The sequence below is a fragment of the Halomonas qaidamensis genome, assembly GCF_025917315.1.
In the GTDB taxonomy this organism is placed as follows: domain Bacteria; phylum Pseudomonadota; class Gammaproteobacteria; order Pseudomonadales; family Halomonadaceae; genus Vreelandella; species Vreelandella qaidamensis.
This window is the reverse complement of the sequence record NZ_CP080627.1, coordinates 243,957-257,176: the sequence shown is the minus strand read 5'-3', so window position 1 is coordinate 257,176 and position 13,220 is coordinate 243,957. Positions and strand designations below refer to the sequence as shown.

General features: G+C 51.4%; 15 protein-coding genes. 10 read left to right on the top strand and 5 right to left on the bottom strand.

What is annotated here, in order from left to right:
• Window positions 1-86 precede the first annotated feature (86 nt).
• The 4 genes from ugpA to K1Y77_RS01225 all read left to right on the top strand — a co-directional run bounded on the left by ugpA (window position 87) and on the right by K1Y77_RS01225 (window position 3,272).
• A complete protein-coding gene (gene ugpA / locus K1Y77_RS01240; protein ID WP_264429928.1) occupies window positions 87-971 on the top strand; it encodes a sn-glycerol-3-phosphate ABC transporter permease UgpA in 885 nt (294 codons plus the stop codon).
• A gap of 31 nt (window positions 972-1,002) precedes the next feature.
• Window positions 1,003-1,845 (top strand): sn-glycerol-3-phosphate ABC transporter permease UgpE, encoded by an 843-nt coding sequence (ugpE, locus tag K1Y77_RS01235; protein WP_030074162.1) that lies wholly within the window; start codon window positions 1,003-1,005, stop codon window positions 1,843-1,845.
• 2 nt (window positions 1,846-1,847) lie between these two features.
• The gene (locus tag K1Y77_RS01230) at window positions 1,848-2,900 is read left to right on the top strand and encodes a sn-glycerol-3-phosphate import ATP-binding protein UgpC (RefSeq protein ID WP_264018981.1); all 1,053 of its coding nucleotides are present in this window, start codon (window positions 1,848-1,850) and stop codon (window positions 2,898-2,900) included.
• A gap of 231 nt (window positions 2,901-3,131) precedes the next feature.
• Complete coding sequence (locus tag K1Y77_RS01225) at window positions 3,132-3,272, top strand: hypothetical protein (protein ID WP_264429925.1); 141 nt, start codon at window positions 3,132-3,134, stop codon at window positions 3,270-3,272.
• Window positions 3,273-3,279: 7 nt separating this feature from the next.
• Here K1Y77_RS01225 and K1Y77_RS01220 read toward each other — a convergent pair whose 3' ends face one another.
• Together K1Y77_RS01220 and K1Y77_RS01215 are read right to left on the bottom strand one after the other, a co-directional pair.
• A complete protein-coding gene (locus K1Y77_RS01220) occupies window positions 3,280-3,945 on the bottom strand; it encodes an SDR family oxidoreductase (protein ID WP_264429923.1) in 666 nt (221 codons plus the stop codon).
• 125 nt (window positions 3,946-4,070) lie between these two features.
• On the bottom strand, window positions 4,071-5,072 hold the full coding sequence (locus tag K1Y77_RS01215; RefSeq protein WP_264429921.1) for a porin: 1,002 nt from the start codon (window positions 5,070-5,072) through the stop codon (window positions 4,071-4,073).
• A gap of 437 nt (window positions 5,073-5,509) precedes the next feature.
• Here K1Y77_RS01215 and K1Y77_RS01210 point away from each other — a divergent pair, with 437 nt between their 5' ends.
• The 6 genes from K1Y77_RS01210 to K1Y77_RS01185 all read left to right on the top strand — a co-directional run bounded on the left by K1Y77_RS01210 (window position 5,510) and on the right by K1Y77_RS01185 (window position 9,906).
• On the top strand, window positions 5,510-6,697 hold the full coding sequence (locus K1Y77_RS01210) for a glycosyltransferase family 4 protein (RefSeq protein ID WP_264429919.1): 1,188 nt from the start codon (window positions 5,510-5,512) through the stop codon (window positions 6,695-6,697).
• Complete coding sequence (locus K1Y77_RS01205; protein ID WP_030074168.1) at window positions 6,660-7,199, top strand: phosphatase PAP2 family protein; 540 nt, start codon at window positions 6,660-6,662, stop codon at window positions 7,197-7,199. The genes K1Y77_RS01210 and K1Y77_RS01205 overlap by 38 nt, the downstream gene beginning before the upstream one ends.
• 915 nt (window positions 7,200-8,114) lie before the next feature.
• Window positions 8,115-8,249, top strand: a complete 135-nt coding sequence (locus K1Y77_RS01200; protein ID WP_030074169.1) for an entericidin A/B family lipoprotein — start codon at window positions 8,115-8,117, stop codon at window positions 8,247-8,249.
• Window positions 8,250-8,267: 18 nt separating this feature from the next.
• Entirely contained in the window at window positions 8,268-8,795 is a 528-nt protein-coding gene (locus K1Y77_RS01195; protein WP_264019198.1) for a YqiA/YcfP family alpha/beta fold hydrolase, read from the top strand.
• Window positions 8,796-8,871: 76 nt separating this feature from the next.
• Window positions 8,872-9,048 carry a DUF6435 family protein gene (locus K1Y77_RS01190; RefSeq protein WP_156963082.1) on the top strand — a complete coding sequence of 59 codons (177 nt, stop codon included), beginning with the start codon at window positions 8,872-8,874 and terminating at the stop codon, window positions 9,046-9,048.
• 12 nt (window positions 9,049-9,060) lie between these two features.
• The gene (locus tag K1Y77_RS01185; RefSeq protein ID WP_264429916.1) at window positions 9,061-9,906 is read left to right on the top strand and encodes a ChaN family lipoprotein; all 846 of its coding nucleotides are present in this window, start codon (window positions 9,061-9,063) and stop codon (window positions 9,904-9,906) included.
• 49 nt (window positions 9,907-9,955) lie between these two features.
• Here K1Y77_RS01185 and glnG read toward each other — a convergent pair whose 3' ends face one another.
• From glnG to K1Y77_RS01170, 3 genes are all read right to left on the bottom strand, one after another.
• The gene (glnG, locus tag K1Y77_RS01180; protein ID WP_030074172.1) at window positions 9,956-11,386 is read right to left on the bottom strand and encodes a nitrogen regulation protein NR(I); all 1,431 of its coding nucleotides are present in this window, start codon (window positions 11,384-11,386) and stop codon (window positions 9,956-9,958) included.
• Window positions 11,383-12,441: a nitrogen regulation protein NR(II) gene (glnL, locus tag K1Y77_RS01175; protein ID WP_030074173.1), complete on the bottom strand. Its 1,059-nt coding sequence runs from the start codon at window positions 12,439-12,441 to the stop codon at window positions 11,383-11,385. Before glnL ends, glnG begins: the two co-directional genes overlap by 4 nt.
• Window positions 12,442-12,633: 192 nt before the next feature.
• Window positions 12,634-13,149: a DUF4124 domain-containing protein gene (locus K1Y77_RS01170; protein WP_320055275.1), complete on the bottom strand. Its 516-nt coding sequence runs from the start codon at window positions 13,147-13,149 to the stop codon at window positions 12,634-12,636.
• Between the last annotated feature and the right edge of the window lie 71 nt (window positions 13,150-13,220).

Here is a 13,220-nt window from a genome sequence, read left to right as displayed (position 1 = left end):
TCCGCCGCCTGCCTTTGGCAGGCGGCGAGCCTATTTTTAAGTGCCCCGCTTATTGGTGCCGTTTATAGACGCAGGATACGTCGCCTATGCAAACCAAACGCATGACTTTTCCAGGGCGTTTTTTGCCCTACGCCCTGCTGGCTCCTCAGGTCATTGTCACGCTGATTTTCTTTATTTGGCCTGCCGGTCAAGCGCTTTACCAATCACTGCTGCGGGAAGACGCCTTTGGTCTACGCACCACCTTTGTGGGCTTGGAAAACTTTGCGCGACTCTTTCGCGATGGTGCCTATCTTAATTCGCTCTCAGTGACAGTGGTGTTTGCGGTAGGTACCACACTACTTTCCATGTCCGTTGCGCTGCTGTTAGCGAGCACGGTTAACCGCATGATCCGCTCACGCAGTACCTATACCACGCTGCTGGTATGGCCCTACGCGATTGCCCCGGCGATTGCCGGTGTGCTGTGGTGGTTTATCTTCAACCCTTCGATTGGCATTGTGCCTTACATACTGGACATGGTTGGCTACCAGTGGAACCACCGTACCTCAGGCGCAGACGCCATGATGCTGGTAATTTTTGCCGCCGCCTGGAAGCAGATTTCTTATAACTTCCTGTTTTTTCTCGCTGGCTTACAGTCGATTCCTCAATCACTGATTGAAGCAGCGGCCATTGACGGTGCAAGCCCCATGAAGCGCTTCTGGACCATTGTTTTCCCGCTGCTGACGCCAACGACCTTCTTCTTGATGGTGGTTAACGTGGTGTACGCCATGTTCGATACCTTCGGCATTATTCACGCGACTACCCAAGGCGGCCCTGCCCAAGCGACCAACACGCTGGTCTATAAGGTCTACGCCGATGGCTTCGTAGGCTTGAACTTAGGCTCTTCGGCCGCTCAGTCGGTGATTTTGATGGCCATTGTGGTCGCACTTACGGTGGTGCAGTTCCGCTTTATTGAGCGCCGCGTGAACTACTAACACCGCTAGTTAATTGTTTGGGAGACTTTCAATGGTTGAAAACCGACCCTGGGCGAATTTTTTTGCTCATCTGACGTTGATGATTGGCGTCGCGGTGGTGGTGTTCCCTGTTTACGTTGCACTTGTGGCGTCTACCCAGGCACCGGGCGACTTGCTACGCGGCACGCTGCCGATGCTGCCCGGCGCTCATGGTATCGAGAATTTTACCCGCATGTGGCAGTCCGGCGTTTCCAACGCAGGTGCCCCACCAGCAGGAATGATGCTATGGAACAGCTTTGTTATGGCCATGGCGATTACCATAGGAAAACTGTCGATCTCGTTACTGTCGGCGTTTGCGATTGTTTACTTTCGCTTTCGTTTTCGGATGTTCTTCTTCTGGCTAATTTTCATCACGCTGATGCTGCCCGTCGAAGTACGCATTATTCCGACGTTTCAGGTCGTCGCAGATCTCAATATGCTGAACAGCTTCGCGGGGCTTTCAATTCCACTGATTGCATCGGCCACCGCGACGTTTCTGTTTCGCCAGTTCTTTATGACGATTCCGGAAGAGATGCTGGAAGCGGCCCGAGTCGATGGTGCAGGACCACTCAAGTTCTTTAAAGACATCCTTATGCCGCTATCAGTTACCAATATCGCGGCGCTGTTTGTGATCATGTTCATTTATGGCTGGAACCAATACCTATGGCCACTGCTGATTACCACCGACCCTGACTACTACACCATTGTGATGGGCATTCAGCGCATGACCTCAGAAGAGAATCCCCAGTGGCACTTGATTATGGCTGCCGTGGTAATGGCCGCCCTGCCGCCCGTACTGGTGATTCTGTTTATGCAACGCCTGTTTGTAAAAGGCCTGACCGAGACGGAGAAATAACGATGGCCAGCATTACCCTGGAAGGGCTAAAAAAAACCTATGCGGGCAACGTGGCTGCGGTCAAAGGGATCGACTTACAGATTGAAGACGGTGAATTTGTGGTACTCGTCGGGCCATCCGGTTGTGGAAAATCGACTCTGCTACGGATGGTCGCTGGGCTTGAAACCATTACCGAAGGCACGCTCAAAATTGGCGATCGGGTAGTGAATAAGCTAGAGCCCGCTGAGCGCGACATCGCCATGGTGTTCCAAAACTACGCGCTTTATCCACACATGACCGTCTACAACAACCTCGCTTATGGCTTAAAGAACCGAGGTTTCAAAAAAGATGACATTGATAAACGCGTGCGTTTAGCGGCCAAGATGCTGGAAATTGAAGACTTCCTGGAGCGCAAACCCCGCAAGCTTTCCGGCGGCCAGCGCCAACGGGTAGCGATGGGCCGAGCACTGGTGCGCGAGCCTTCAGCCTTCTTGTTCGATGAACCGCTTTCCAACCTAGACGCCAAGCTACGCGTACAAATGCGGGTAGAAATTAAACAGCTACAACGTCGCCTAAAAACCACCAGCCTGTACGTCACCCACGATCAACTGGAAGCAATGACCCTGGGCGACCGCTTGGTCGTACTAAATGCCGGGCAAATTGAGCAGGTAGGCACACCGATGGAGATCTACGCCCGTCCGGCCACGATGTTCGTTGCGGAGTTTATTGGCTCCCCGGCCATGAACATGTTGCCGCTGGATTATCTGCGTACTCAACGCAGCAGCGTGCTGGAACACCTTCCCGAAGGCACCGACACCCTTGGCATACGACCTGACGACATGCACCTCACCCCGCCCGAGGCTCCCCATCTAGCTATCGACGCGACACTCATGCTCTTTGAAGCGGCAGGCGCGGAAAGCCATCTGTACGTTAATCTCGCCGACAGCGAGCAACCCACGGTGATTCGCACCACGGGCCAGCCAGCCGTTCGTGAAGGGGAAATATTGCGCTTCTATGTAACCCGCGATGCGCTTCATCCTTTTAATAGCACCACTCGAAAGCGCACCGGTGTCTGACAGACATTGCGCTGAAACATCAGTCCTGAAAAACATCAGTCCTGAAAACATCAGCCTTGGAAAACATAAGCCCTGGCAAAAAATAGCGGGCGGCCAAGTGGGTAGCGCTTGCCGCCCACCTGGCCGTAGGCGTGCCTTAACGCTACCCTTCTGCTATGCATGACAACGTTCATACAGGTGTCATGGTTCATCGTTAGCGTGCCATAAAGGCCCAACAAAACGGTGACCATAATGGCGAATCAAACGCGCAAGCCGCTGAGCGATGAAGAAATCACCTACCCAGTCGAGCTGGCGAATGGCAACGCATTAGCCAAGCAGCGTCGCCGTGAGAAAAAACGCCAAGCGACAGCGGCGAAAAAACCCGTAGAGTAACCACGCGTTACCAGGGCAATAATTCACCGTTGGAGTGCCAGAAGCTGCCGCTATTTTCGAGGGTTAACGCCTCGATGCGTGCAATGATGCCAGCGGCGGCTTCTTGGGGTGAAATATGGCCGCCAAAATTAACCATACGGGTTTGGACATAGCCTGGATGCAGCTGCGCCACGGCAATACCTTGCGGCTTAAGATCCATTGCCAACGATTTTCCAAACGCATTCAGCGCTGCTTTAGACGCACGGTAGCCGTAACGCCCGCCAGAATCGTTATCGGCAATGGACCCCATGCGGCTGGTGATATTGGCAATTTTGCTGCCCTTTTTCAGCCGCGGCAACAGCGCTTCACAGACCCTTAGCGGTGCATAGGCGTTGATTTCCATCTGCGTTCGAATGCTGTCAAAATCAAGACTGCCCAAGGCCTCATCCTGCAAAAGCCCCGCATTATTGATCAGCACATCCAGCGTTTCATCTTGCAAGGCGTTGGCCAACGCAGCGACGCTTTCTGGCTGCGTGACATCAATGCCTTCAATAACACGCTCTGCCGCCGCCTGCAGTGCATCTGACGATTCACGGCAAACACCGATTACCCGCCAGCCAGCCTGATGATACTGCTCGGCTAGTGCAAGCCCTACGCCTCGGTTAGCGCCAGTGATTATTACAGTCGATGTCATGGGAGTATCCTAAGGTTATTTTCAAATATAATAAATATTGTAACGCAAAAAGCCGATGCACTTTTAGTGCATCGGCAAAACGATCTTTATAAATTAATTACATGCTAAGGAATCTATCGAATCATTTAAAAATGATAACGTGCACCGACTGCGTAATACAGGTCGTCTTCGAAGTCATTAACAGCATCTTTATTCGCGTCATTCAATTCGACAAACACATCAAGATTGTTAGAAATATCATAATGCGCCGCAGCGGCCCAAGCGTCACGATCATCATCAGTATTATCTGGGTCAATATTGTAATAATCGAGATAGAAGGTCCAAGCGCCAGTGGCAAAAGTACCGCCCAGACCTACGGTGTCAAAACCACCTCCCCGCGTATCGCTATCACCACGGGTTTCATACCCTAAACGCGCAGAAAAAGCGTCATTTATATCGTACGTGGCTGTAGTACCAAAACGCGTTTCACCGTTGCCACCGCCACGAACGGTGTCTTCTACGTAACCAAGCGCTAAGCGAACAGGGCCAGTCGCGTAAACGATGCCACCCTGTGTAGCGATCACACTGCCTTCGCTAGACTGCTGTGCTTCAGTAAGCCCACGCTCAGAAAAGTGTTTCGCTGAGAAAACCGCCTGAAAACCATTGATTTCAGGTGTTTTATAGCCAATCGAGTCACCACGTGCCTGTAGGCCACCACCGGCGAATTCATAACCGCGCTCGATGTAAACATCGAACGGTGTCATGACGTAGTTATCGTAGTAACTATTATAGTTACCGGCCATAAACGTACCGTACTGCTTACTTTCGAGGCCAAGGTAGCTATTACGTACTTCATCAAAGCCTGGACGACTGCGCTCATCCCCAGTAAAGCGCCATTCTACTCGAGCAAACGCACGCAGATCCGCGTTGATTTGATGGCCTGCCGTAAAGCGCAAACGAGAACCGAAATTACGGAACTCTTCACCGTTATCAACGCCATCTTTTTCACCGCCGCCTTCAAACCCCATGGCGATGCGGCCATAGATATCTAGCTTTGTACCATCTTGGTCATACACTACTGCCGCTTGGGCTGCAGAAGCACCTAATAAACCACTGACCGCCAGAGCAAGTGTCGTTTTTTTAAACATGATTGATCCCATAAAGTCGTTAGCGCTTTTTATAAGCACTTATATTTTCAGTAGATCTAGTTTCAATAGATTTTAAATGACAAGATGTATTCGTTTTTTCTGATCATAACCCCTTCAGAAAAACAAGAATCTCATTATCAATGTATTTTTATTTAACCTTTAACTGCGCATTGCGAAGGCACTGTTTAGGATATGCTTACCTTGTCATCGATCACTTTAAAGGCTCTATGTGTCATTCTTCTTAAAGTTTTATTTTTTAGTTATTTTTCTGAAAGCTAAGAATAAGTAGTCAGACCAACATACTGACCTGCTAAAACACTTGTCATCCCCCCCTTGTCATCCCCCCTTGTCATCCCTTGTTCACTAGGCTGTCTTGGCAGTGTCACTGTCGCTGCGCATAGTGGCTACAACGTGATAGATAAAGGGATGAATCGCTCATGCGGCTCTGTATCGTTAGCGAAACCTGGTCACCAGAAATCAATGGTGTCGCGCATACCCTGAATAGGCTATGTCGTGAGCTCACCCGGTTGGGGGTAACCGTGGATGTTATTCGTCCCATCCCTAAGGTGCCTGGTAACGCCAGCAAGGTTACTCAAGGGTTAGCTCAAGAGCCGTCTCAAGAACTTCAGGTACGGCGCTTCGCGTTACCCGGTTATAACGACGTGCAGATTGGGCTTGCCAGTCCCGCCAAATTACGCCGCTTTTGGCAGCAGCAACGGCCTGATTCAATTTACTTGGCGACCCAAGGCCCGTTAGGCTGGGTCGCTCGCCAGGTGGCACACCAATTAAATATTCCACTGGTGGCTGGTTGGCATACTAACTTTGACCACTACTGCCATGATTATGGAGTCCCCTGGCTAGCTGCCGCCACACGGCGCTATTTACGCTACTTTCATAACGGTTGCGACCTTACCCTAGTGCCTACTCAACAGCAGGTCGAAGCACTGCGCGGTCAGGGTATTCACGATGTACAGGTGCTCTCACGGGGTATCGATGGCGATAAATTTTCACCCGTCCACCGTGACGATGCTCTACGCAAGCAGTGGGGTGTTAGCGAACATCAACCGGTTGCCTTATACGTGGGTCGCTTAGCACCAGAAAAGAACCTGGCATTGCTACAAGAAACGCTGCAGGCCATGAGTGACGTGCGCCCCGATATGGCACAGGTAATTGTTGGTGATGGCCCCGGCCGCGCTCAGTTACAAAACGCGTTGCCAGATGCCCACTTCACCGGCTTTATCAATAAACAAGCACTAGCACGTCACTATGCCAGTGCCGATATGTTTATTTTCCCTTCTCAATCGGAAACCTGGGGGAATGTGGTAACCGAAGCCATGGCCAGCGGATTGGCAGTCGTGGCTTATCACCACGCTGCCAGCGCTGAGCTAATTCAAAGTGGGCATAACGGCATCACCGTTCCAACTGACGAGCCGCTTGCCTTTCAGCAGGCTGCCGTCGCGTTATGCCAGCACCCTGCAGACTACGCTCGCCTTGGAAGAATCGCCCGCCTACGCGCGTTAGAGCAAAGCTGGTCGGGAATCGCAGAGCAGTTTTTACGCTACTTACAAAACGCCCAGGAGACCCACCATGCGTCCGCGTCCGCTTGTCGTATTCGATCGTCTTGATGTACTGGAATGGCAGCTTTGCCAGCGAGTAACACACTTAACGCTTTATCGCCCCTGGCGGCTAACGCTGCAAACGGCCAGTAAACTAGGAGACTGGCCTGTCTGGGTGCTATTAATCGCCGCACAGCCCTGGCTACAACCTAACGGTGCTTGGCGCATCATGCAGTACAGCGCCATCGCACTATTCGCAGTCGCTATTTATAAATTGGTAAAAACGCGGATGTGTCGTGAACGTCCGTTCATCACCTACTTAGGCGGCGTCCACTGTGGCGAGCCTGCTCGGGATAAATACAGTTTCCCCAGCGGCCACACTATGCATGCGGTCATGTTTAGCGTGCTAGTGGCCGCCCATACCCCCTGGCTGCTTCCCATTGTGATTCCGCTTAGTTTACTGATCGCTGTTTCACGGGTAGGGCTTGGGTTGCACTATGTCAGCGATGTCATTGCTGGCGCTGCCATGGGCTACGGCTTCGCGCTGCTCAGCCTTTATTGGATGGGATAAAAAAACCACCAACGCGAGCGAAGGTGGTTTTTGACATTATTGTCTAATTATCGTTGTTTCTTCTTCACTTACATATCGGGAGGCAAATCGTCACGATCCTCTAATGTGGTCATAAAGGATGTTTTAAACATCATATAAAGGCCGACCCCCGAAAACCCTAGAAACAGCACAAACATGCATAACATCAATACCATCGCCATAGCGCTTGTCCCTGGAAGTTTGCGGCTGCTGCGTTGACGTTTTCTAACCGCTGAATTTTGGTTTAAACATGAGGATAGACCAAAATGTCCTGCCTATTGGGTACAAAAGCTACTCAAAAAAATAGACAACACCTAATATTCAATAAAATCAAAATGTTAATAACCTTTAATTAACGCAAAAAAACCACCTCGCTTTCACGAGATGGTCGTTTTGCATCATTACCACTCCCTGGCGGTGATGATCAGCGTTTCCTTACACTGATAAGGGTGAGCAGGCTGACTGTCCTTTCATGTCCTTTCGCTGATATGGCTCCATGCCTTCCTTAGTTACCTATCAGCCTGCTCACGCTGTTTACTGATTGCGACTAGACTTGAGCTTAAGTAGTAATAACAAATAGCAATAACGATAGCTTAGTTTTTTTAAATTTAAGGTTACTTATAAATTGTCTACTCATAACTTTGCAGATAATAGGCCAAAAATCATAGATATGAAAAAATTACTTTATTAACAATTATTTATATGGAAATAAACCATGCCAGTCACGGCTCGATATGTCGCAATTTTATGGCTAAAACTGACACATGCGACAAAATCGCATTGTCAGTTAACACAATCCATAGGGAAACCTGTGGCACCAATAGCGCTCAGCGATTATTTTAAATAACAGCGTACAGCACTGCTTATTGCACGCCCCACCTGCTGAGGAATCATTTGATGAAACGTACAATGGCTACCCTTTTATTAATAATAGTGACTCTAGTGAGCATCAGTGGCTGTAATACCATTCGCGGTGCAGGCGAAGACATTGAGCGCGGCGGCGAGGCTATTCAGCGCTCTGCAAGTAGTTAAGGGTTGCAACTGATGACAATGATGACCGTCTATCTATCACATGGTTTGGAAAGCGGGCCTAACGCCCTGAAAGTACAAGCTTTAAAAAGAGTCGCTGAACAGCGCCATGACTGTGAAGCCGTGGTCATAGACTACCGCGGCATAGCAGCGCCTCAGGAGCGCTTACAATATTTGCTCAATGTGATCGCCGATCGAAACGATTCGTTAGCTAACTGCGTGATGGCAGGCTCCAGTCTTGGCGGATGGTTAAGTGCAGCAGTAAGTGCTCACGAACCCGTGCTGGGCTGCTTTTTACTAGCCCCGGCACTTGGCCTGCCAAACTACCCACAAACCTCACTCACATTGCAGGCAGCCCACACACATATTATTCATGGATGGAGAGATGACGTCGTGCCACCTGGCCCTGTTATTGAACATGCCCAAAGTCAACGCCTGTCGTTACGCCTGCTTGATGATGACCATCGCCTTCATAACAGCCTGGAAACGATACTTACCGATTTCGAGCATTTCCTAGCCCAGTGTGCTTCACCTCTGCCCTCTCACTAACAACGCGTTACAACAAATAGTCGACATGAGCCAAATAAAACTATACAAATGATGTACACACATAAGGAGAGTGCTCATGTTTGGTTTATTTAAGCGCGACCCCAAGAAAAAGCTACAGCAAGATTACGAACGCAAGCTACAAGCAGCCATGGAAGCTTCACGCAATGGTGACATGCGAGCCAACGCCACACTAACGGAAGAAGCAGAAGCAATTTTAGCTGAGATTAATCGCCTAAAAGCAGAAGAACGCTAGGATAAATCGCCCATGCGCCATCGTGTCATTGCTGCCGTCGCTTTTAGCTGGTTGCCTTTGTCTGCACACGCCAGCTGCCCATCGCCTGGCCAATGGTGGCAATCGCAAAACAGCGTTGCCAACAGTGCTATTTTAACCCAGGCATCACAGCATCAGGTGGTGCTTCTAGGCGAGCAGCATGACGCAGCTGACCACCACCGTTGGCAGCTGCACACCCTGGCGGGGCTTCATGCATTGCGTGATGATATGGTCATTGGGTTAGAAATGTTGCCCAGAGGAGTGCAAGATGTTCTTGATGATTGGGTGGCCGGTTTATTGACCGAAGAAGAACTGCTAGCACAGTCCCACTGGGAAGAAACCTGGGGGTTTGATGCCAATCTTTATCTCCCTATATTTCATTTTGCCCGCCTTCACAACATCCCTCTGATTGCGCTAAACATTACCCCTGAGCTCCGCCAGCGCTTGTCTAGTGAGGGGTTCACTAATGTGCCTGCCGAACAGCGCCACCATATTCCTGCACCGTTGCCCCCCAGCGATCGCTATGAAAAGCGTTTAAAGGAGGTATTTGATCAGCATGCCATGGGCGACGACCCCGCCATGCTAAATCGATTTGTACAGGCTCAGCTTAGCTGGGATGTCGCCATGGCCGAGGGGCTAGCGAATGCCGCCACAGAAGGCGCACTTGCCGTTGGCTTAATGGGTCTAGGCCATGTCATTTACCACGATGGTGTGCCACACCAGCTCACTGGGTTAGGGGTAGACCACACGTTTAGCTTACTGCCCTGGTCAACAGAGGCCTGTGAGCCACCCAACCCTGAATTAGCAGATGCGGTTTTTGTACTGCCAACGGCGGAGTAACCGCTGGCAGATTGGTTGCTAACAGGGTGTTTGCTAGAAAAATGGTCGGTTAGGCATCATCTGCCAGCGCAGGCAGTAGCGTTTTTAGCTTACGGGTAAGGGTATTACGCCCCCAACCAAGCAATTCAGCGGCTTCCCCTTTGCGGCCACCGGTATGCTTCAGCGCCGTTTCAATTAGAATACGTTCAAAATCCGGCACGGCTTCTTCCAATAAGTGGGTGTGACCTTCCGCAAGCGCATGATCCGCCCAATCCCTAAACGCGGAACGCCAATCGCCATGCGCGCTGCTGTCAGAGGCAGTGACAGAGCGCAACTCGGGAGGCAGGTCCTCCACCAGAATCTCACGACCAGACGCCATTACCGTCAACCAGCGGCAAATATTTTCTAACTGGCGTACATTGCCAGGCCAAGGAAGGCGGGTAAGGTGCGTTTCAGCATCGGGGGTGAGCACCTTAATGTCTGTCGATAACTCTTTGGCTGCTTCTGCCAAAAAATGACGTGTTAAGCGTGGGATATCTTCGCGGCGCTCGGCAAGGCGTGGCAAATGCACACGAATCACGTTTAAACGGTGGAACAAGTCTTCCCGAAACCGGCCGTCGTCAACTAACGACTCCAGGTTCTGGTGAGTCGCGGCAATAATACGCACATCGACCTTAACGGGGGTGTGTCCGCCCACGCGATAAAATTCACCGTCGGCTAACACGCGCAGCAAACGCGTTTGGGTCTCAGCGGGCATGTCACCAATTTCATCCAGAAACAGCGTCCCACCGTTAGCCTGTTCAAAGCGACCTTGGCGCTGCTGCGCCGCCCCGGTAAACGCCCCCTTCTCATGGCCAAACAGTTCGGACTCAATCAGATCACGGGGGATCGCTGCCATATTTAGCGCGATAAACGGCTTACCTGCCCGGGGGCTATGCTGGTGCAACGCCTGCGCCACTCGCTCTTTACCGGTGCCAGACTCGCCGTTAATTAATACCGTGATGTGGGAGTGAGAAAGCCTTCCGATCGCGCGAAACACTTCCTGCATGGCCGGCGCTTCACCAATGATCTCAGCACTCAACCCTTCCGGCACGCTGACTGGGCGCTGACGCTCTCTGGCATGAGCTACCGCACGGCGTACCAGGGCCAGCGCTTCGTCCACATCAAAGGGTTTAGGCAAGTATTCAAATGCTCCCCCTTGATAAGACGCCACGGCGCTGTCGAGATCTGAATGCGCAGTCATCACAATAACAGGCAGATCTGGATGGGCATCACGTACCCGAGACATCAAATCAAGCCCATCAATGCCAGGCATGCGAATGTCCGTGACAAGCACATCGGGGGGATTTTCTAACAACCGCTCCAGCGCGGTATCGGCACGTTCAATACATTCAACGTCCAGGTCTGGCTGCGCTAAAGCCCGCTCTAATACCCAACGGATGGCGCGGTCATCATCGACAATAACCACTCGTGCAACATCGGTTTGTGTCGCCTCAGTCATGACGCTTCTCCGGTGCAATTAATAACCAATGGAATCAGTAAACGAAATTCGGTATGTCCAGGGCGTGAGTCGCATTCGATCAATCCTTGATGTTGGTGCAAAATCGACTGAGCAATCGATAGCCCAAGGCCGCTACCTTCAGCGCGCCCAGAAACCATGGGATAGAAAAGCGTTTCACGTAACGTTTCAGGTATGCCAGGGCCGTTATCAATCACCCCTACTTCACTGACTAAACGATGACGTTCGGCACCCAACGTAAATTGGCGGCGCGCGCGGGTGCGAAGCGTAAGTTCCGGCGAGGGGGTGCCTGCATCGCTCATGGCCTGCACGGCATTGCGTGCCACATTTAATAAGGCTTGGATCATTTGAGATTCATCGCCGGAAAGGTCCGGCAAACTCGGGTCATAATCACGTCGAATCTCAACATGCGGATGCTCGGCAATCAGCAGTGCCCGCACTCGCTCTAACACCTTATGAATATTGACCGGCTCATGTTTGACGATGCGATTGGGACCCAACATGGAATCGACCAAATCTCTCAGGCGGTCGACCTCTTCAACAATAATATGGGTAAATTCGCGCAGCGCCGGGTCGTCCAGGTCACGTTCTAACAACTGAGCAGCACCGCGAATCCCGCCTAGCGGATTTTTAACTTCATGGGCCAAACCTCGAGCCAGCACTTTGATAGTCTCTTGCCGAGTGGTCAGCGCTTCTTCGCGGGAGATCTGCATCAGCCGGTCCCGTGGTTCTACCTCTAACAGCAGCTCATCGGCTGAAAGCGGGGTCACCGTGTAGTCCACCGTTAAAGGCTCGCTGTTCAGCGGCGTAATGCGTGCTTCTCGCTGGGTATAGGGATGAAAGGCATCCCGCGCCTTGGCGAGGACATCGTCAATACTCTCATCGCCCCCTAGCAGCGTATCTAAACTAATGCCCTGGACACGGCTAAAACTCACCGCTAACAACGCTTCTGCAGCTGGGTTCATCCAGCGAACGCGGAGTTCACCGTCTAGCAGCAAGACTGCGGTGGTGAGATGTTCAAGTAAGCGCTGGTACATGGCGTATCCTGAAGCGTCGCTGTAAAAAATAGTGTTATCGAGCGTATGAAAGAGAAACTGCAAAAAGCGCGCCAATTAAGCACAAATGGCCATTTGCACGGCTAATGAGCAAGGGGCAGTGGCGTAGCGAGCCGTTATAGCGCAAACCCTACGATAATCGCACCACTCAACGCACCATTATAGTGCGCATAGTTAATCAACAATAAAAATACTCACCGGATCAGTGCGGTGCTGAACGCGCCCATCACTGTCTAGCAACTCTGCCTGTAGCTGATGTTGGCCAGCGGCTAAACCAGCAAGCCAGAAAGCATCACTGTGCAGTGCCGACTGACTTATCTCACCGTTCACCAGCAGTTGAATTCGATGATCTTCGCGAAGCGGTGGAACAACATCCACAACTACCGCGGTATGGTCGTTCTGAAGCGACGCCTCTGCCTGGGGTAGCTCAATCGCAAAACGGTCATAGGGCATAAACGGCTGACCAGGATATCCCTGTCGACGGGATGAAGTCGCAACGGGAGGCAGGGACGTGGAAACACCAGGCAAAGGCGCCAGCGTTAGCACTTCGCCACCGCGTTCCGGGTTATCGGTAAAGGTCACTTTGCCTTGTTCATCCACCACGCGGTACACCGTTTGTGACTGCGCAGCGCTTACCCACAAGCACAGCAGTAGCGTAGCCCCTGTGGATAAGCACATTTTATGTTGCAAACGTAAACTCCTCGTCATTACTGGCACACCTTCTCAGTTTGCTACCATAAAAAAACCCCGCCGAGGCGGGG

Coding starts and splice junctions, on each gene's coding strand:
- glnL (WP_030074173.1), bottom strand. CDS start 12,441: ATGTACCAGCGCTTACTTGAACATCTCACCACCGCAGTCTTGCTGCTA.
- K1Y77_RS01220 (WP_264429923.1), bottom strand. CDS start 3,945: ATGACATCGACTGTAATAATCACTGGCGCTAACCGAGGCGTAGGGCTT.
- K1Y77_RS01230 (WP_264018981.1), top strand. CDS start 1,848: ATGGCCAGCATTACCCTGGAAGGGCTAAAAAAAACCTATGCGGGCAAC.
- K1Y77_RS01225 (WP_264429925.1), top strand. CDS start 3,132: ATGGCGAATCAAACGCGCAAGCCGCTGAGCGATGAAGAAATCACCTAC.
- ugpE (WP_030074162.1), top strand. CDS start 1,003: ATGGTTGAAAACCGACCCTGGGCGAATTTTTTTGCTCATCTGACGTTG.
- K1Y77_RS01190 (WP_156963082.1), top strand. CDS start 8,872: ATGTTTGGTTTATTTAAGCGCGACCCCAAGAAAAAGCTACAGCAAGAT.
- ugpA (WP_264429928.1), top strand. CDS start 87: ATGCAAACCAAACGCATGACTTTTCCAGGGCGTTTTTTGCCCTACGCC.
- K1Y77_RS01205 (WP_030074168.1), top strand. CDS start 6,660: ATGCGTCCGCGTCCGCTTGTCGTATTCGATCGTCTTGATGTACTGGAA.
- glnG (WP_030074172.1), bottom strand. CDS start 11,386: ATGACTGAGGCGACACAAACCGATGTTGCACGAGTGGTTATTGTCGAT.
- K1Y77_RS01200 (WP_030074169.1), top strand. CDS start 8,115: ATGAAACGTACAATGGCTACCCTTTTATTAATAATAGTGACTCTAGTG.
- K1Y77_RS01195 (WP_264019198.1), top strand. CDS start 8,268: ATGATGACCGTCTATCTATCACATGGTTTGGAAAGCGGGCCTAACGCC.
- K1Y77_RS01185 (WP_264429916.1), top strand. CDS start 9,061: ATGCGCCATCGTGTCATTGCTGCCGTCGCTTTTAGCTGGTTGCCTTTG.
- K1Y77_RS01215 (WP_264429921.1), bottom strand. CDS start 5,072: ATGTTTAAAAAAACGACACTTGCTCTGGCGGTCAGTGGTTTATTAGGT.
- K1Y77_RS01210 (WP_264429919.1), top strand. CDS start 5,510: ATGCGGCTCTGTATCGTTAGCGAAACCTGGTCACCAGAAATCAATGGT.